This window comes from Thermocatellispora tengchongensis (assembly GCF_014202315.1).
Taxonomy (GTDB): Bacteria; Actinomycetota; Actinomycetes; order Streptosporangiales; family Streptosporangiaceae; genus Thermocatellispora; species Thermocatellispora tengchongensis.
The window spans coordinates 146,896-163,755 of record NZ_JACHGN010000001.1 but is presented as its reverse complement, the minus strand read 5'-3'; the positions used below and the strand labels follow the sequence as shown (position 1 = coordinate 163,755).

Sequence of the window (16,860 nt, the reverse complement as noted above, 5' to 3'; positions counted from 1 at the left end):
GGGGTGACGACTGATGAACTCGTGGTGCTGGTCGACGGCGAGGGAAACGCGATCGGCACCGCTCCCAAGAAGTCGGTGCACGGCCCGGAGACCCCGCTCCACCTGGCCTTCTCCAGTTATGTGTTCGACGCCGAGGGCCGGGTGCTGCTGTCGCGCCGGGCCTCGCACAAGACCACCTGGCCCGGCGCCTGGACCAACAGCTGCTGCGGCCACCCGATGCCCAGCGAGCCGCTGACGAGCGCGGTGGCGCGGCGGCTGTCGTACGAGCTGGGGCTGAGCGTGGCGCGCGTCGATCTGATCCTGCCCCGCTTCGCCTACCGGGCCGTGATGGACAACGGCACGGTCGAGCACGAGCTGTGCCCCGTCTACCGCGCGGTCGTCGCCGCCGACGCCGTCCCCAACCCCGACGAGGTCGGCGAGGTCACCTGGATGCCGTGGAAGGAGTTCGCCGAGGGGGTCCTGAGCGGCGAGCTGGACATCTCGCCCTGGTGCCGGGAGCAGGTCCCGCAACTGGCCCGGCTCGGTCCCGACCCGCTGGCCTGGCCCATCGCCAGCCCGGCCGACCTCCCCCCCGCCGCCCGCTCGTGACCGGGGGAGCACACGAAGAAGGCCCGGCCGGAGCCGGGCCTTCTTCACGCGTCAGCGGGTGACTTCGCCGCGGATGAACTTCTCCACGGCGTCGCGGGCGTCGTCGTCGGAGTACTGCTCCGGCGGCGACTTCATGAAGTAGGACGAGGGCGACACCAGGGGCCCGCCGACGCCGCGGTCGAGGGCGATCTTGGCGGCGCGGATGGCGTCGATGATGATGCCGGCGGAGTTCGGCGAGTCCCAGACCTCCAGCTTGTACTCCAGGTTCAGCGGAGTGTCGCCGAAGGAGCGGCCCTCAAGGCGGACGTAGGCCCACTTGCGGTCGTCGAGCCACGGCACGTGGTCCGACGGGCCGATGTGCACGTCGGCCTTGGCCATCTCGTGCGGGATCTGCGAGGTGACCGACTGGGTCTTGGAGATCTTCTTGGACTGGAGCCGCTTGCGCTCCAGCATGTTCATGAAGTCCATGTTGCCGCCGAAGTTGAGCTGGTACGTGCGCAGCAGCTCGACCCCGCGGTCCTCGAACAGCTTGGCCAGCACGCGGTGCGTGATCGTGGCGCCCACCTGCGACTTGATGTCGTCGCCCACGATCGGCACGCCCGCCTCGGTGAACTTCGCGGCCCACTCGGGGTCGGAGGCGATGAAGACGGGCAGCGCGTTGACGAAGGCCACCTTGGCGTCGATCGCGCACTGGGCGTAGAAGCGGTCGGCCTCCTCCGAGCCCACCGGCAGGTAGGACACCAGTACGTCGGCGCGCGACTCCTTCAGCACCCGCACGACGTCCACGGGCTCGAAGTCGGACTCCTGGATCGTCTCGCGGTAGTACTCGCCGAGACCGTCGTAGGTGTGCCCGCGCTGCACGGTCACGCCCAGCGGCGGCACATCGGTGATCTTGATGGTGTTGTTCTCCGAGGCGACGATGGCCTCGGACAGGTCACGCCCGACCTTCTTGGCGTCCACGTCGAAGGCCGCGACGAACTCGATGTCGCCCACGTGGTAGTCGCCGAAGCGGACGTGCATCAGGCCCGGGACCCGGGTGCCCGGGTCGGCGTCCTTGTAGTAATGCACCCCCTGCACCAGTGACGCCGCGCAGTTGCCGACTCCGACAATCGCTACGCGCACCGAACCCATGGCACTCGCTCCCTTACTCATCCGTATCCGTGGCCCTGTGGGGACCGTCGTCCGCGCCGGGGGTCTCGGCCTCGCCCTCGGGCCGCCCCGTCGTGGTGTCAGTGGTTCCTTCGTTCACGGCCCGCGCCTCGGCGCGCCGTTCGGTCGCGATCAGCTCGTTGAGCCAGCGCACCTCCCGCTCGACCGACTCCAGCCCGTGGCGCTGGAGCTCAAGGGTGTAGCTGTCGAGCCGCTCCCTGGTGCGGGCGAGGGCCGTGCGCACGGCCTCCAGCCGCTCCTCCAGCCGGCTGCGCCGCCCTTCGAGGATGCGCAGCCGGACCTCGGCCTCGGTGTGGCGGAAGAAGGCGAAGTGGACGCCGAAGCTCTCGTCCTCCCAGGCCGAAGGGCCGGACTGGGTGAGAAGCTCCTGCAGTCGCTCCTTGCCCTCGGCGGTCAGCTTGTAGACGATCTTCGAGCGCCGGCCCGTGAGGGGGGCGACGCCCTCGGCCGGCGGCTGCTCCTCCACGATGAGCCCGTCGTTCAGCAGCGAGCGCAGGCAGGGATACAGCGAGCCGTAGGAGAAGGCCCGGAACATCCCGAGCAGGGCGTTGAGCCGTTTGCGCAGCTCGTAGCCATGAAGCGGGGTCTCGTGCAGTGAGCCGAGCACGGCGAGCTCCAAGACGTTGCCCCGTCCGCCTGACGCCATTGGAAACCCGCCTCCCCTCTCGTCGGTCTCCGGCCCGGCTACTCCAACGTCTCGCATCGATGTATCGAGCCGATACATCCCGAGGATACGTCGCCGCGGCATAACGTCGCAACGCCGCCTGGCCTGCGGCGATGTTCACGAGTTCCCCAAGAGGTTGGGGCGAATCGGCAAAACGCCGTACTCTGGCGCGTATGTGGTCACAACGATCGGTCGTGGACTACGGCCTCGCGAAGAGGGCGACGGTTCGCTCTCTGCGCACCGGCCGCTGCTCTCACGACGACGTATGTGACGCGCATCCGTACCTCCTTCGCGCCGCGCGCTACCACGGCGAGCCGACCGAACGCCTCTGCCCGGTGTGCGAGCGAAGGAACGTCACCAACGTGACCTATGTCTACGGCGACGAGCTCGGTCGCCAGGTGGGCAGGGTAAAGGCCACGTCAGACCTCGCCGAGATGGCGCGCGAATACCGCGAATTCCGGGTCTACGTGGTAGAGGTCTGTCAAGGTTGTGGCTGGAACCACCTGACGGTCTCGTTCGTCCTCGGGAACGGAGATCCCCCACAGGAGACCTGATTCGGGAAATCCCTGTGATCGCCGGGATCTTGCCCGAGAATTCCAGGTGGCGTCGCGGCTCCCCGCCGCCGCCGGCCGTCGCCAATTCCACATCGCCGATGACTGAACGAGGACGCGTGAGTTACAGCAGCTATGGCCCCGAGCCGACCGGCGGCCCCGCACCGCGCGAGGGTTCCGCCGGCCAGGCTCGCCCGGGGCGGCGCCGTCGCTCGACTCCGGGTAGCGCACCCCAGGCCGTCCCCGCTCCGCCACCGTCGCGCTCCCCGTCGCCACAGACGGGTGAGTGGAACTCCTCGCCCACGCCGCCCCCCGGGCGGCGCGGCGAGCCCGGACGCCGCTCCGCCCCGCCGCCGCGCGGGCCCCATCCGCAGCAGCAGCCGCAACCACAGCCGCAGCAGCCGCAGGGTGCGCGCGGGCCGCAGCAGCCCGCGCCGGGGGCGCGCAGGCCCGAGGCCGCGTTCGAGGACACACAGGCGATGCTGGCCGCCGCCGCGGGCGGCGCGAGCGACCCGCGGCTCCACGCGACGCAGGGCATGCCCAGGCCCGGCGAGCCGGGCGGCGCGAGCGACCCGCGGCTTCAGCCCACGCAGGGCATGCCCAGGCCGGGTGGCCGGCGTGCCGCGCGGGGGGCGGCGGCGCGCAGCCCGATGGGCCCCGGCGGTCCGGGTGGCCCCGGGGGGCCCGGCGGTCCCGGCGGGCGCGGGCCAGGCGGTCCTGGCGGGCCTGGCGGTCCTGGCGACGACGACGGCGGGTCCGGGCCCGGGAGGCGGCGCCGGGCCAAGGGCGGCTCGGGCGACGAGAAGCCGGCCCGGACGGGCTGGCGCCGGTTCGTGCCGACCTGGAAGATCGTCATGGCCGGGCTCGTGGTGTTCTCCGCGGGCATCTTCGGCATGATCGCGGTCGCGTACGCCAACACGCCGGTGCCCAGCTACACCCAGGACGACGTGGACGACCAGGGCAGCGTCATCTACTACGACGACGGCAAGGTGCTGGCCAAGCTCGGCGTCAAGCGCATCCCGGTCACCTTCGACCAGATCCCCAAGCAGGTGCAGGACGCGGTGATCGCGGCCGAGAACCGCAGCTTCCGCGAGGACAACGGCATCGACTTCCGGGGCATGGTCCGGTCGCTGTGGAGCACCGTCAGCGGCCAGCAGGTGCAGGGCGCCTCGACCATCACCCAGCAGATGGCCCGCAACTACTACGGCGGCCTCAGCCAGGAAGTGTCGATCAACCGTAAGGTCAAGGAGATCTTCGTCGCGATCAAGCTGGACCAGACGCTGACGAAGGAAGAGATCCTCACCCAGTACCTCAACACCATCTACTTCGGCCGCGGCGCTCACGGCATCGGCGCCGCCGCCCAGGAGTTCTTCCACAAGAGCGTCAAGGAGCTCACTCCGGAGCAGGCGGCGTACCTCGCCGGGCGCATCCAGAACCCCGACCGCTTCGACCGCGCCGAGATCGCCGGCAACCTGGCCCCGACCGAGGAGCGCTACGACTACGTCATCGGCGGCATGGCGGAGCTGTTCCCCGAGGAGTACGGCTCGCTGCCGACGAAGTCGCCGACCGCGCCCAAGCGGGTGGCCTACAAGCAGCGCGACGTGTACAAGGGCCTCAACGGTTACATGATCACCGAGGTCCTGGAGGAGATGGAGAAGCACGGCATCAGCAAGGAGGACGTGGAGAAGGGCGGTTACAGGATCTACTCCACGTTCAACCAGCGGCTGATGAAGATCGCCAGGGACGCCGTGGTCAACAACACCGCCGGGCTGCCCAAGCAGATCCGCACCGGGCTCGCCGCGGTCGATCCGCGCAACGGGCGGCTGCGCGCCTTCTACGGCGGCAAGAACTTCGCCACCGACCAGTGGAACGAAGCCACCATGTCGCAGAAGCAGGCGGCCTCGGCGTTCAAGCCGTACGTGCTGGCGGCCTGGCTGAACCAGGGCTACAGCCTGGACAGCTACCTGCCGGGCAGCGGCTCGGTGAAGCTGGAGGGCACGACCCCGATCACCAACGACCACAACGTCGGCCCCTCGGTGAACGTGATCAACGCGACCGCGCAGTCGGTCAACACCGCGTACGCCAAGATGGCGGAGAAGGTCGGCCTGGACGCCGTCATCGACATCGCGGCCGGCGCCGGGCTGGATCGGGAGCGGCTGGAGGACGCCGAGTCGCGGCACCACTACCTGATCAGCATCGGCTCCAGTCAGGTGACGCCGGTCGAGCAGGCCGCTGGATACTCGATCTTCGCCAACCAGGGCCGGCACTACGAGACCCACACCATCATCAAGGTCCTCAACAAGGACAAGATGGTGGTCTTCAAGGAGCCGAGCACCTACAAGCAGGTCATCTCGCCCGAGGCCGCCGCCGACGCGGTGGCCGCGCTGGAGGCGGTGGTCAAGAGCGGCACCGGCCGCGGCGCCGCCCTGTACAACCGGCCGGTGGCGGGCAAGACCGGTACCAACAACGAGAACAAGGAAGCCTGGTTCGTCGGCTTCGCCCCGCAGCTCTCGACCGCGGTGGGCATGTACAAGGAGGTCAACGGCAAGGAGGTCTCGCTCGGCAACATCCAGGGCGCCTCCTACCCGACGAAGGTGTGGCGGGCGTTCATGGCCGAGGCGCTGAAGAACGCCAAGGTCGAGCAGTTCCCGCCGCGGGCCAACGTGGGCACGCCGGAGAACCTGGCGCCCAAGCCCACTCCGACGCCCACGCCCGAGGACACCGAGCCGACCTTCCCCGAGGACGACACCGCCACCTGGCCGCCCACGGTGGACGACGACGGCGGCATCGACGAGGAGCCGACCGACGAGAGCCGCGACTGCCTGCCCTGGGACGGCTCCTGTGACGTCGGCGGCGGCGAGGACCAGCCGTGGGGCGGCGGCGTCCCCTCCACGACCCCGCAGAACGCCGACTCGTACGGGCGCGAACCGGAAGACGGATGAACATGACGCGCCCGGCCGGCTCGGGCGACCTGATGGCCGAGGCCCGCGCCCGCGCGCTGCCGTACCTGCCGTTCGCGCTGGTCGGCGCGCTGGGCGCGGTGCTCGCCTACCTGTGGAAGTGGCCCTGCCGCGTCGGCGGGGCCTGGAACGACGGCACTCGCCAGTTCACCCACTTCTGCTACACCGACATCTATCCGCTGTACTTCGACCGGCGGTTGTCGGAGGGCCAGCTCCCGTACTTCGCCGACGTGCCCTTCGACAAGCACGTCGAGTACCCCGTGGTGCTCGGCTGGTTCATGCAGCTCATGTCGTGGCTGGTCTCGCCGATCGCCGACCTGACGACGAGGGCCGAGCGGTTCTACGACCTGACCGTGATCACCCTGGGCATCTGCCTGGTGATCGGGGTGGTGCTGATGGCGGCGCTGGCGGGCAGGGAGCGCCGCTGGGACGCCGCGCTGTACGCCCTGGCGCCCGGCGTGATCCTGGCCGGCTACGTCAACTGGGACCTCGCGGCCGGGGTGCTGTCGCTGGGCGCGCTGTACGCCTGGTCGCGGCAGCGGCAGTGGCTCGCGGGCGTACTGCTCGGCCTGGCCATCGCCACCAAGTTCTACCCGCTGATGTTCATCGGCGCGCTGTTCCTGCTCACCCTGCGCACCGCGAGATGGCGGCCGTTCCTGGAGACCATGGGCGCCGCCGCCGTCGCATGGCTGGCCGTCAACCTGCCGGTGATGATCTTCGCCTACGAGGGCTGGAGCCGGTTCTACGTCTTCAGCAGCGAGCGCGGCGCCGACTGGGGCTCGCTGTGGTTCTTCTTCCAGCAGAAGGGCTGGCCCTTCCTGGGCGACCCCGCCCGGCTCAGCTTCCTGGGCATCGCCTCGCTCGCCCTGCTGTGCCTGGGCATCGCGGTGCTCGCGCTGATGGCCCCCACCCGGCCGCGGCTGGCGCAGCTCTGCTTCCTCGCGCTCGCGTCGTTCATGCTGACCAACAAGGTGTGGTCGCCGCAGTTCGTGGTGTGGCTGGTGCCGTTCGCGGTGCTGGCCCGGCCCAACCGCAGGGCGTACGCGCTGTGGCAGGCCGCCGAGATCTGGTACTTCTTCGCGATCTGGCTCTACCTCGTGGGGCTCCAGCCCGGCAACGAGGCGCTGGGCATCACCGCCGACACCTACTTCACCGCGGTGTGGGCGCGGGCGCTGACCATCGTGCTGATGATGGCCCTGGTCGTACGCGACATCCTGCGTCCGGAGCACGACCTCGTACGTCAGGACGGCGTGGACGACCCGTCGGGCGGCGTGTTCGCCGGGGCGCCCGACAGGTTCCGCGGCTTCCGCCTCCTGCCCGCCACCGCGTGACGGCGCCGTGGCCCGCGTGCGGACCGAGGCCGAGGAGGCCACGACCTACCAGGCGCTCGCTCTGTGGGTGGCGTCCAGGCTGGGCGTGCTCGCGCTGGCGGTGGTCGCGGCCGGCACCCTGTTCCGCGACGACGTCCGCCCGCTGCTGGAACGCTGGCGCCACTGGGACGCCCACCTGCTCATCATCATCGCCGAGCACGGCTACGACGGCGACCCCGCGGCCCGGCCCGACCCCGGCCTGCCCGCCTTCTTCCCCGGCATGCCCCTCGCGCTGCGGGCGGTCCACCTGATCGTGCGCGACTGGACCCTGAGCGGGATGTTCATCTCCCTGGTCGCGGGGGCCGTGGCCATGGTCGCGCTGGCCAGGCTCGCGGAGTTCGAGGGCCCGCCGGGCGCGGGGTGGCGGGCCGTGCTGGCGCTGCTGCTGTGCCCGACGGCGGTGTTCCTGTTCGCGGGCTACAGCGAGGCCCTGTTCCTGGCCTTCGGCATCCCGGCGTGGCTGGCCGCACGGCGCGGCAACTGGCTCGCGGCCGGGCTGCTCGGCGCGGGCGCGTCGTGCGTGCGCATCACCGGGCTGTTCCTCGCGTTCGCGTTGATCGTGGAGTACGTCGCGGGCCGCCGGCGCGAGCAGGCGGAGGAGGAGCCCGGCGCCCGGCTGCGTACGCACTGGGGCTGGCTGGTCGTGCCGTTCGTGCCGCTGCTCGCCTACTCCGCCTACCAGTACAGCCGTACGGGCGACTGGCTGGCCTGGAACCACGCCCAGGAGGCCGGCTGGGGGCGCAGGCTGGTGCCCCCGTGGGAGTCGTTCGCGACCACCTGGGCCTCGGCCACCGGCGACGGGCAGTTCGCCTGGGCGTTCCGCCTGGAGATCGCGGGCGCCGTGGTCGGCGTGGGCCTGGTGCTGTGGCTGCTGTGGATGCGCAGGTGGAGCGAGCTGGTCTACGTCGGGTTGCAGGTGGGCGCGCTGATCTGCTCGGCGTACTACCTCTCGATCCCGCGCTCGGCGCTGCTGTGGTGGCCGCTGTGGCTGGCCATCGCCCGCCTGAGCACGCCCCGCCCGGAGGAGGACGGGGTCATGGCGCAGGTACGGCCGTGGACACTGGCGGTCTACGGGCTGCTCGTGGCGCCGCTGATGGCCCTGAACACGCTGACGTTCCTCCAGGGCGCCTGGGCGGGGTAGCCGGGGGGTAGCGGCGGGATAGAAGGATCTACCCGCTTTTCCTGCTCCGTAATCCAGAAAAGTTATCCACAGGGTGTGTACAGGCGGGCCGGGCGCCACCGCGAGGTGAACGAGACGGCCGGGCCACTGCCGTACGGGTGTACAGGACCCGCGGGGTGCACAGGCCGCGCGGGGTGCACAGGCCGCGCGGGGTGCACAGGTCGCGCGGGGTGCACAGGACCTGCGGGTGCAAGGTCGCGCGGGTGCGCGGGACCGGCGCGGTGCAAGGTCGCGCGGGGTGCACAGGACCGGCGGGGTGCAAGGGGTGTGCGGGGTGCATAGGACCGCGGGGTGGAAGAGGTGTGCGGGGCCAGGGGTGCAGACGGTGCGCGTCACGAGGTGCACAGGTTGCACGGGGTCGCCGGGGCACCAGGGGAGCACGGGCACGGGCACGGGGTGCACATGTCGCGCGGGTGTGCATGGGTCGCACGGGGCCTCGCAGGGTGCGTTGGGGCGCAAGGGGGTGCACGGACGGGCCCGGCCGGGGCTGCCCCGCCCCGAGCGGGCTGCTCTGCCCCAGGCGGGTTGCTCCGCCCCGGCGGGCTACAGGTGCTTGCGCAGGAAGGCGATGTCGTCGGCCTGACCCGCGCCGGGGGTCTCGACCACGATCGGTGCGCCGGCGGCGCGGCATACGGCCAGGATCAGCTCGGGGTCGATCTGTCCCGCGCCGAGGTTGGTGTGGCGGTCGGCCCCGGAGTCGAAGGCGTCGCGCGAGTCGTTGCAGTGGACCAGGTCGATGCGGCCGGTGATGGCCTTGACCCGGTCGACGAGGTCCACCAGATCCTCGCCGCCCGCGTGGGCGTGGCAGGTGTCGAGGCAGAAGCCGACGTCGAAGCCGTCGAGGGAGTCCCACAGCCGGGCGATGCGCTCCAGCTTGCGGGCCATCGCGTTGCCGCCGCCCGCGGTGTTCTCGATCAGGACCGGCACCTCGTGCTCGCCGAGCCGCTCGAACACCTTGCGCCAGTTGTCGAAGCCGGCCTGCGGGTCGTCGTCCTTGCCGACGTGGCCGCCGTGCACGATCAGGCCCTTGGCCCCGACCCCGGCCGCCGCCTCAAGGTGCTGGGTGAGCAGCTTGCGGCTGGGAATCCTGATCCGGTTGTTGGGGGAGGCGACGTTGATGACGTACGGCGCGTGGATGTAGACGTCGATGCCCGACCCCGCCAGGTCGGCCGCCTTCTCGGGCACCACCGGGCCCTTGTAGCTCTGCGGATCGCCGAGGAAGAACTGCACCACGTCGGCGCCCACGGCCTCGGCGTGGCCACGGGGATCGTCCTGGTCGACATGAGCTCCGATGCGCGGCATGCCCCTGAGAGTAGTCCACCCAGGTGAGCGGCCGGCTCCGTTTCAAGAGCGTCTGTACGGGAAGTCGGGCGGCGCGCCGCACACCCCCCCGATCGTGCGGGCGAGCGCGAGGAGCTTGACGTGACATATCGCAGGATCTCTGGATTAGTTCTCCTGATATATCTCCTGGTCGGCCTCTATGTCGCCTGGGTCTACGACTACATCACCCCCGCCCTGCTGAAGGACCTGGCCGAGGCCGTGCTCGCGGTCTTCCTGTGGTTCCTCCCCCTGCTGGGGGTGGACCTGCACATCAGCGGCTGACCGCACGCGAAGGCTGACCGCACTCGAAGGCTCACCGGGGGCGAGGGCCGATCGCGAGCGCGCCCGCGGGCCCGGCGGGACCCGCGGGCGTACCGTCCGCGGTCGGGGCATCCGGCCGGGGAATGCGGTCAGGGCATGAAGCCGCCGTGGTAGATGCCCAGCGCGACGCCCACGAAGGACGCCACGATGCCGACGACGTTGAGCGCGCGTTCCGGCGTGGTGGCCGAGATGTACTGCGAGTACAGGCCGCCGCCGAAGCCGAGCGCGCCCGCCCAGGAGGCGATGACGTGCGCGCCGGGGATGAACCCCGTGATGAACGCCAGCAGGCCGACCACCAGCGTGGCGATGCTGAGCAGGTTCTCGACGGGATGCGAGCGTCCGTCGCTGTTCAGCGTCAGCCGGAACGGCCGGTGCTCCACGGGGCCGAACATGTGTGGCATGGGCGCCACCCCCAAGGACCCTAACGACATCAAGGACATACAACGAGTGACATGGACGTTCCCCGGCTGATGGCTACCCAATCATTTGCTTGGGGACCGCCGCGGTGACCGGCCGTGAACGGGCCGCCGCACCGGCCCGGTGCTGGTAGCCTGGACCGGCTGCGTGATGTGCTGGGCGTTTCATCGCCCGCACCGCCGCCCCGCCGCAGTGAGGCGGCCGGCGAGCGCGCCAGCGCCCTCCTGTCACGGCACGGTGTCGTGACCGCAAGAGTCCAGAGGAGGTCCGAAGTCAGCATGCGTCGATACGAAATGATGGTCATCCTCGACCCGGCGCTCGACGAGCGTACCGTCGCGCCGTCCCTCGACCAGTTCCTCGCCGTCGTGCGCAACGACGGCGGCACGGTCGAGAAGGTCGATGTCTGGGGCCGCCGCCGGCTGTCGTACGAGATCGCGAAGAAGGCCGAGGGCATCTACGCGGTCATCGACCTGACCGCCGAGCCGGCCACGGTCAAGGAGCTCGACCGTCAGATGAACCTCAACGAGGGCATCCTGCGCACCAAGGTCCTGCGTCCCGACGTGCACTGAAGCTTCCGTGCGGTCGCTCCGGCGACCGGGCGGAAATTGTCGGGGGGCGGCCGTAGTGTGGGCCGTAACCCATAGCCGATCCGTTGTAGGAAGGCCACCGGAGCCATGGCAGGCGACACCCAGATCACCATCGTCGGCAACCTCGTTGACGACCCGGAGCTGCGCTTCACCCCCACGGGGACGGCCGTGGCCCGGTTCCGCATCGCGTCCACTCCGCGGTATCTCGACAAGCAGACCAACGAGTGGAAGGACGGCGAAGCCCTCTTCCTGACCTGCAACGTCTGGCGTCAGGCGGCCGAGAACGTCGCCGAGACCCTCCAGCGCGGCATGCGGGTCATCCTGCAGGGCCGTCTCCGCCAGCGGTCCTACGAGACCAAGGAAGGCGAGAAGCGCACGGTCTACGAGGTCGAGGTCGACGAGGTCGGCCCGTCCCTGCGCAACGCCACGGCCAAGGTCAACCGCACCACCCGTCAGGGCGGCGGGTTCGGCGGCGGTCCCGCCGACGACCCGTGGGCCTCCGCCTCCCCGGCCCCGCCGAGCGGCGGCGGCTTCGGCGGCGGCGGCGGCGGTGGTGGCGGCGGCGGCTTCGGTGGCGGCGGCGGCGGTGGTTACGGCGGCGGCGACTTCAGCGACGAGCCGCCCTTCTAGCCCTCCCCTGTGAATTGCCCACCCATCCGAACTGACCATTCCCGCCCTACGGCGGGGCTCTGAAAGGAGCACCACGATGGCCAAGCCGGCACTGCGCAAGCCGAAGAAGAAGGTTTGCCTGTTCTGCCACGACAAGATCTCCTACGTCGATTACAAGGACACCGGGCTGCTGCGGAAGTTCATCTCCGACCGCGGCAAGATCCGTGCCCGCCGGGTGACGGGCAACTGCACCCAGCACCAGCGCGACGTGGCGACCGCGATCAAGAACGCGCGTGAGATGGCCCTGCTGCCGTACACGAGCACCGCGCGCTAAGGGAGGTTTCGCGACTATGGCTATGAAGCTCATCCTCACCAGCGAGGTCTCCGGCCTCGGCGCCCCCGGCGACATCGTCGAGGTCAAGCCGGGGTACGGCCGTAACTACCTCCTCCCGCGCGGCTACGCGATCCTGTGGACCCGTGGCGGCGAGAAGCAGATCGCCTCGATCAAGAAGGCGCGCGACGCCCGCCAGATCCGCGACCTCGGCACCGCCCAGGAGGTCGCGGGCCGGCTCAAGTCGCTGAAGGTGACGCTGAAGGTCCGCGCCGGCGAGTCCGGCCGGCTGTTCGGCTCGGTCACCACCGGCGACGTCGCCGAGGCCGTCAAGGCCGCCGGCGGTCCCGAGCTCGACAGGCGCCGCATCGAGATCGCCAACCCGATCAAGAGCATCGGCTCGCACCGGGTCTCGGTCAAGCTGCACCCCGAGGTCTCGGCGCAGCTCGACGTCGAGGTCGTCGCGGCCTGACGCGGCGTCCCCACCGGGCCTGAAAGGGCCTCCTCCCACGTCAGGGAGGAGGCCCTTTACAATTTCCCCCCGCATTCTCCCTGAAATCCCCTGGAGGCCGGGTCATGGTCCGTCGTCCCCTCATCCTCGTCACGGCCGGCATGCTGGCGACCGCGGTCGCCACCGCCTGCGCCCCGGTCTCCGAATCCGGCACCACCGCCACACCCGCGACCGGCGGTTCCGGCACCGCCGCCGCGTCCCCCGCGTGCAGCAAGGACGCGCTGCCGCTGAAGAACCCGGGCCGGCTCACCATCGGCACCGACAAGCCGGCGTACGAGCCGTGGTTCAAGGACGACGACCCGTCCAACGGTCAGGGCTTCGAGAGCGCCGTCGCGTACGCCGTCGCCGGCAGGCTCGGCTTCACCCGCGACGAGGTCGACTGGATCACCGTGGCCTTCGACAGCGCGTTCTCGCCCGGCGCGAAGAAGTTCGACTTCGACATCAACCAGGTCTCCATCACCCCCGACCGGGCCAAGGCCGTGGACTTCAGCGACGGCTACTACCGGGTCAAGCAGGCCGTGGTGGCCGTGAAGGGCTCGAAGTTCGCCTCCGCCACCGATCTCGCCGGGCTGAGGGACGCCACGATCGGCGTCCAGGTCGGCACCACCTCGCTGCAGGCCGTCCAGGACGTGATCCGCACGACCGAGCAGCCCAAGGTGTACAACCAGCAGGTGGACGCGGTGAACGCGCTGAAGAACGGCCAGGTGGACGCGATCGTGGTGGACCTGCCGACCGCGTTCTACGTCACCGCCGCCCAGGTGGAGAACTCGGTGATCGTGGGCCAGTTCGACGCCGCCTCCGGCACGCCGGAGGAGTTCGGCCTGGTCATGGAGAAGGGCAGCGGCCTGGTGACCTGCGTCAACCAGGCCATCGCCCAGGTCGAGTCGTCCGGTGACCTGCGGAAGATCGAGACCGAGTGGCTCGGCTCCGCGGCCGGCGCGCCGGAGCTCAAGTGACGGACGCACCGGGCTCGCCGTCCCCCGAGACCCCGGCGGGCCCACCCGACACTCCCGCCGGGCCGTCCGCGGTGCCGTCTGGGGCGGCGGCGGTGCCGTCTGGGCCCTCCGCGGTGCCGTCTGGGCCCTCTGCGGTGCCGTCTGGGCCCTCTGCGGTGCCGTCTGAGCCGTCCGCGGTGCCGGCCGGGACGGTCGCGGGGGGCGGCAGGGTCAAGAGCGCCCGGCAGGTGGAGCGGGAGCGGCTGCGCCGGCGGCGGGCGTACCGCTCCGGGTCGGTGGCCTCGGCCTCCACGATCATCTTCCTGGCCCTGGTCGTGGCGGTGGTCGTCAACGCGCCCGGCTGGGAGCGGGTGCGCGCGGCGTTCTTCGACCCGGCCGCATTCGCCGAGGCGCTGCCCGACGTCGTGGCCGGGTTCTGGGTCAACGTCCAGATCTTCCTGATCGCCGAGCCGCTGATCCTGATCGCGGGCCTGCTGATCGCGCTGGTCCGCGAGCTGCGCGCGCCGGTGTTCTTCCCGCTGCGCGCGCTGGCGGTGATGTACGTGGACGTGTTCCGCGGCGTGCCCACGCTGCTGGTGATCCTGCTGGTCGGCTTCGGGCTGCCCGCGCTGCGGCTACAGGGCGTCCCCGACGACGAGGTCACGCTCGGCGTCATCGCGCTGACGCTGTCCTACACCGCCTACGTCGCCGAGGTGTTCCGCGCCGGCATCGCGACCGTGCACCCCGGTCAGCGCGCCGCCGCCCGCTCCCTCGGCCTGTCCCACACCCAGGCCATGCGGTACGTCGTGCTGCCGCAGGCGGTGCGCAACGTGGTGCCGCCCCTGCTCAACGACTTCGTCTCGCTGCAGAAGGACACCGCGCTGGTGTCCACCATCGGGGTCATCGAGGCGCTGCGCCAGGCCCAGATCTACGCCAGCTCGAAGTTCAACTACACCCCCTACCTCGCCGCCGCGCTGCTGTTCGTCCTGCTCACGATCCCCATGGCCCGGTTCACCGACTACCTGGCGGCCCGTACGGCGAGGAGGCGCGGCGCATGACCCTGCTGCGGATCGAGAACCTGTGGAAGGACTACCACGGCCACAGCGTGCTGCGCGGCGTCGATCTGGCCGTGGCGCCGCACGAGGTGGTGTGCCTGATCGGGGCGTCCGGCTCGGGCAAGTCCACCCTGCTGCGCTGCGTGAACCTGCTGGAGACCGTGGACGACGGCGCCATCTTCCTCGACGAGGAGGAGATCACCTCCCCGCGGGCCGACGCCGACGCCGTCCGCAAGCGCATCGGCATGGTGTTCCAGTCCTACAACCTGTTCCCGCACATGACCGTGCTGGACAACATCTGCCTGGCCCCGGTCAAGGCGCACGGCGTCCCCCGGGGCCGGGCCGAGGAGGAGGCCCGCGAGCTGCTGACCCGTTTCGGCCTGGCCGACAAGGCGGGCGCCTACCCCGACCGGCTCTCCGGCGGCCAGCAGCAGCGCGTGGCCATCATCCGGGCGCTGGCCACCCGGCCCCGGCTCATGCTGCTGGACGAGGTCACCTCGGCGCTCGACCCCGCGCTGGTCGCCGAGGTGCTGGGCGTGATCAGGGAGCTGCGCGAGGGCGGCATGACCATGATCCTGGCCACGCACGAGATGGGCTTCGCCCGCGAGATCGCCGACACGGTGTGCTTCCTGGACGAGGGCGTGCTGCGCGAGCGGGGCACGCCGGAGCAGATCTTCACCGAGCCGCGGCACGAGCGTACTCGGGCGTTCCTGAGCACGGTCATCGCCTCCCGCAGGCTCTAGCCGCGCCGGTGGCGTCCCCGCTCGCCCGAGGGCCGCGGGGGCGCGCCGGGCGCGAGCACGCTGAACCTGCGGCCGTACAGCAGGTACGCCACGAAGCCCGCCGCCATCCACACCGCGAAGTAGATCCAGGTGATGACCTGGAGGTTCAGCATCAGCCACAGCGTGGCCGCCAGCGACAGCATCGGCACCACCGGCGAGAGCGGCACCCGGAACCCGCGTGACAGGTCCGGCATGCTCTGCCGCATCACGATCACACCGGCGGCGACGAACAGGAAGGCGAACAGCGTGCCCATCACCACGAGCTGCTGCAGCGTGAGCACCGGCACGGTCTCGGCCAGCACCAGTGCGACCAGCCCGATCACCAGCGTGGCCCGCGACGGGCTGCGGAAGCGGCTCAGCGTGGCCAGCCCGCGCGGCAGCAGGCCGTCGCGCGCCATGGAGAACAGCACCCTGGTCTGCCCGACCAGCAGGACCAGCACCACCGTGGTCAGGCCGAGCACCGCGCCCACGTTGATGACGTGCGCCATGAACCCCACCCCGACCTGCCGGAACGCCGAGGCGAGCGGCGTGTCGGGGTCCATCAGGGTGTAGGGGATCATGCCCACCATGACCACGGCCACGGCGATGTACAGCACCGTGGCCAGCATCAGGCTGCGGATCATCCCCCTGGGCACCGTACGCGGCGCGTCGCCGGTCTCCTCGGCGGCGGTGGCGATGATGTCCCAGCCGATGTAGGCGAAGGCGATGGCCGGGGTCGCGGCGAAGATGCCGAACCAGCCGAAGGTGTGCGTCTCGCCGAACGCCAGCCCCAGCACGGTCGTGTGCAGCGCGTCCGTGCCCGGCGGGGCGGGGCCGGCGGGAGCGGGGATGCGGCCCTCGATGTTCGCCCCGTCGAAGTACAGCACGCCCACCACGATGACCGCCCCGATGGCCAGCAGCTTGGCCGCCACGATCACCCACAGCGCGCGCAGCCCGACCCGGGCGCCCACCGCCACGATCAGCGTGAGCAGCACGATGATGAACAGCGTGAACAGGTCGAAGCCGCCGTCCTGGCCGATCATCCCGTCCAGCGGCTCGGGCACCCGCACGCCGAGGTCGGCGAGCGTGCGGGCGGCGTACAGGGACCAGGCGCGCGAGACCACGGCCGCGGCGAGCTGCATCTCCAGGATCAGCGCGCAGCCGATGATCCACGCCCACACCTCGCCGAAGATCACGTACGTGAAGCTGTACGCGCTGCCGGAGATCGGCATGGTCGAGGCCAGCTCGGCGTAGCACATCGCCGCGAGCAGCATGGCGATCCCGGCGATCATGAAGGACAGGATCACGCCGGGCCCCGCGACCCCGGCCGCCTGCTCGCCGGCGATCCGGAAGATCCCTGCGCCGATCATCACGCCCAGGCCCAGCACGATGAGATCGGCGCTGCGGTAGACCTGCGGCAACGCGTGCCGGGCCGAGGTGCGCAGGACCGCGGCCTCCGCCATCGGCAGCCTGCGCCGCATCGACGGAGAACGCTCGGGGGACAACGGTGAGACCATTCGTGACCGGAGT

General features: G+C 70.7%; 18 protein-coding genes. 13 read left to right on the top strand and 5 right to left on the bottom strand.

From position 1 onward, the window contains the following. Nucleotides 1–3: 3 nt before the first annotated feature. Nucleotides 4–588 carry an isopentenyl-diphosphate Delta-isomerase gene (idi, locus tag HNP84_RS00760; RefSeq protein ID WP_312923292.1) on the top strand — a complete coding sequence of 195 codons (585 nt, stop codon included), beginning with the start codon at nucleotides 4–6 and terminating at the stop codon, nucleotides 586–588. A gap of 51 nt (nucleotides 589–639) precedes the next feature. Here idi and HNP84_RS00755 read toward each other — a convergent pair whose 3' ends face one another. Together HNP84_RS00755 and HNP84_RS00750 are read right to left on the bottom strand one after the other, a co-directional pair. After that, nucleotides 640–1,719 carry an inositol-3-phosphate synthase gene (locus tag HNP84_RS00755; RefSeq protein WP_185047355.1) on the bottom strand — a complete coding sequence of 360 codons (1,080 nt, stop codon included), beginning with the start codon at nucleotides 1,717–1,719 and terminating at the stop codon, nucleotides 640–642. Nucleotides 1,720–1,732: 13 nt separating this feature from the next. Beyond that, nucleotides 1,733–2,404 carry a PadR family transcriptional regulator gene (locus HNP84_RS00750; protein WP_185047354.1) on the bottom strand — a complete coding sequence of 224 codons (672 nt, stop codon included), beginning with the start codon at nucleotides 2,402–2,404 and terminating at the stop codon, nucleotides 1,733–1,735. Between the two features lie 131 nt (nucleotides 2,405–2,535). Here HNP84_RS00750 and HNP84_RS00745 point away from each other — a divergent pair, with 131 nt between their 5' ends. From HNP84_RS00745 to HNP84_RS00730, 4 genes are all read left to right on the top strand, one after another. Further along, the gene (locus HNP84_RS00745) at nucleotides 2,536–2,976 is read left to right on the top strand and encodes a DUF5318 family protein (protein WP_312923286.1); all 441 of its coding nucleotides are present in this window, start codon (nucleotides 2,536–2,538) and stop codon (nucleotides 2,974–2,976) included. Between the two features lie 830 nt (nucleotides 2,977–3,806). Beyond that, nucleotides 3,807–5,915, top strand: coding sequence for a transglycosylase domain-containing protein (locus tag HNP84_RS00740; RefSeq protein ID WP_185047352.1), 2,109 nt, complete (start codon nucleotides 3,807–3,809; stop codon nucleotides 5,913–5,915). A 2-nt stretch (nucleotides 5,916–5,917) separates the two neighbouring features. Then, complete coding sequence (locus HNP84_RS00735) at nucleotides 5,918–7,264, top strand: glycosyltransferase family 87 protein (protein WP_246517695.1); 1,347 nt, start codon at nucleotides 5,918–5,920, stop codon at nucleotides 7,262–7,264. Nucleotides 7,265–7,280: 16 nt separating this feature from the next. Further along, complete coding sequence (locus tag HNP84_RS00730) at nucleotides 7,281–8,444, top strand: mannosyltransferase family protein (protein ID WP_185047351.1); 1,164 nt, start codon at nucleotides 7,281–7,283, stop codon at nucleotides 8,442–8,444. Nucleotides 8,445–9,026: 582 nt separating this feature from the next. Here HNP84_RS00730 and HNP84_RS00725 read toward each other — a convergent pair. Continuing rightward, a complete protein-coding gene (locus tag HNP84_RS00725) occupies nucleotides 9,027–9,785 on the bottom strand; it encodes a deoxyribonuclease IV (RefSeq protein ID WP_185047350.1) in 759 nt (252 codons plus the stop codon). Between the two features lie 120 nt (nucleotides 9,786–9,905). Between HNP84_RS00725 and HNP84_RS00720 the strand changes: the two genes are divergently transcribed. After that, nucleotides 9,906–10,085 carry a hypothetical protein gene (locus tag HNP84_RS00720; RefSeq protein ID WP_185047349.1) on the top strand — a complete coding sequence of 60 codons (180 nt, stop codon included), beginning with the start codon at nucleotides 9,906–9,908 and terminating at the stop codon, nucleotides 10,083–10,085. A 128-nt stretch (nucleotides 10,086–10,213) separates the two neighbouring features. On the opposite strand, the gene HNP84_RS00715 is transcribed toward HNP84_RS00720, so the two are convergent. Beyond that, nucleotides 10,214–10,525 carry a hypothetical protein gene (locus tag HNP84_RS00715; RefSeq protein ID WP_185047348.1) on the bottom strand — a complete coding sequence of 104 codons (312 nt, stop codon included), beginning with the start codon at nucleotides 10,523–10,525 and terminating at the stop codon, nucleotides 10,214–10,216. A gap of 294 nt (nucleotides 10,526–10,819) precedes the next feature. On the opposite strand from HNP84_RS00715, the gene rpsF reads away from it, so the two are divergent. The 7 genes from rpsF (at nucleotide 10,820) to HNP84_RS00680 (ending at nucleotide 15,312) form a co-directional block, all read left to right on the top strand. After that, nucleotides 10,820–11,110, top strand: a complete 291-nt coding sequence (gene rpsF, locus HNP84_RS00710) for a 30S ribosomal protein S6 (protein WP_185047347.1) — start codon at nucleotides 10,820–10,822, stop codon at nucleotides 11,108–11,110. 105 nt (nucleotides 11,111–11,215) lie between these two features. Then, nucleotides 11,216–11,758 carry a single-stranded DNA-binding protein gene (locus HNP84_RS00705; RefSeq protein ID WP_185047346.1) on the top strand — a complete coding sequence of 181 codons (543 nt, stop codon included), beginning with the start codon at nucleotides 11,216–11,218 and terminating at the stop codon, nucleotides 11,756–11,758. A gap of 76 nt (nucleotides 11,759–11,834) precedes the next feature. Beyond that, entirely contained in the window at nucleotides 11,835–12,071 is a 237-nt protein-coding gene (gene rpsR / locus HNP84_RS00700) for a 30S ribosomal protein S18 (RefSeq protein WP_030452635.1), read from the top strand. A gap of 22 nt (nucleotides 12,072–12,093) precedes the next feature. Then, nucleotides 12,094–12,540 carry a 50S ribosomal protein L9 gene (rplI, locus tag HNP84_RS00695; RefSeq protein WP_185047829.1) on the top strand — a complete coding sequence of 149 codons (447 nt, stop codon included), beginning with the start codon at nucleotides 12,094–12,096 and terminating at the stop codon, nucleotides 12,538–12,540. A gap of 104 nt (nucleotides 12,541–12,644) precedes the next feature. Beyond that, on the top strand, nucleotides 12,645–13,535 hold the full coding sequence (locus tag HNP84_RS00690) for an ABC transporter substrate-binding protein (protein WP_185047345.1): 891 nt from the start codon (nucleotides 12,645–12,647) through the stop codon (nucleotides 13,533–13,535). Nucleotides 13,536–13,690: 155 nt separating this feature from the next. Then, nucleotides 13,691–14,572: an amino acid ABC transporter permease gene (locus HNP84_RS00685; protein WP_312923278.1), complete on the top strand. Its 882-nt coding sequence runs from the start codon at nucleotides 13,691–13,693 to the stop codon at nucleotides 14,570–14,572. Further along, complete coding sequence (locus tag HNP84_RS00680; RefSeq protein WP_221335715.1) at nucleotides 14,569–15,312, top strand: amino acid ABC transporter ATP-binding protein; 744 nt, start codon at nucleotides 14,569–14,571, stop codon at nucleotides 15,310–15,312. Before HNP84_RS00685 ends, HNP84_RS00680 begins: the two co-directional genes overlap by 4 nt. Here the strand turns inward: HNP84_RS00680 and HNP84_RS00675 are convergent. Next, nucleotides 15,309–16,811 carry an APC family permease gene (locus HNP84_RS00675; RefSeq protein WP_185047344.1) on the bottom strand — a complete coding sequence of 501 codons (1,503 nt, stop codon included), beginning with the start codon at nucleotides 16,809–16,811 and terminating at the stop codon, nucleotides 15,309–15,311. The genes HNP84_RS00680 and HNP84_RS00675 overlap by 4 nt on opposite strands. Nucleotides 16,812–16,860: the final 49 nt, after the last annotated feature.

Coding starts and splice junctions, on each gene's coding strand:
- HNP84_RS00690 (WP_185047345.1), top strand. CDS start 12,645: ATGGTCCGTCGTCCCCTCATCCTCGTCACGGCCGGCATGCTGGCGACC.
- HNP84_RS00725 (WP_185047350.1), bottom strand. CDS start 9,785: ATGCCGCGCATCGGAGCTCATGTCGACCAGGACGATCCCCGTGGCCAC.
- rplI (WP_185047829.1), top strand. CDS start 12,094: ATGAAGCTCATCCTCACCAGCGAGGTCTCCGGCCTCGGCGCCCCCGGC.
- HNP84_RS00745 (WP_312923286.1), top strand. CDS start 2,536: ATGTTCACGAGTTCCCCAAGAGGTTGGGGCGAATCGGCAAAACGCCGT.
- HNP84_RS00675 (WP_185047344.1), bottom strand. CDS start 16,811: ATGCGGCGCAGGCTGCCGATGGCGGAGGCCGCGGTCCTGCGCACCTCG.
- rpsF (WP_185047347.1), top strand. CDS start 10,820: ATGCGTCGATACGAAATGATGGTCATCCTCGACCCGGCGCTCGACGAG.
- HNP84_RS00750 (WP_185047354.1), bottom strand. CDS start 2,404: ATGGCGTCAGGCGGACGGGGCAACGTCTTGGAGCTCGCCGTGCTCGGC.
- HNP84_RS00755 (WP_185047355.1), bottom strand. CDS start 1,719: ATGGGTTCGGTGCGCGTAGCGATTGTCGGAGTCGGCAACTGCGCGGCG.
- rpsR (WP_030452635.1), top strand. CDS start 11,835: ATGGCCAAGCCGGCACTGCGCAAGCCGAAGAAGAAGGTTTGCCTGTTC.
- HNP84_RS00735 (WP_246517695.1), top strand. CDS start 5,918: ATGACGCGCCCGGCCGGCTCGGGCGACCTGATGGCCGAGGCCCGCGCC.
- HNP84_RS00715 (WP_185047348.1), bottom strand. CDS start 10,525: ATGCCACACATGTTCGGCCCCGTGGAGCACCGGCCGTTCCGGCTGACG.
- HNP84_RS00680 (WP_221335715.1), top strand. CDS start 14,569: ATGACCCTGCTGCGGATCGAGAACCTGTGGAAGGACTACCACGGCCAC.
- HNP84_RS00705 (WP_185047346.1), top strand. CDS start 11,216: ATGGCAGGCGACACCCAGATCACCATCGTCGGCAACCTCGTTGACGAC.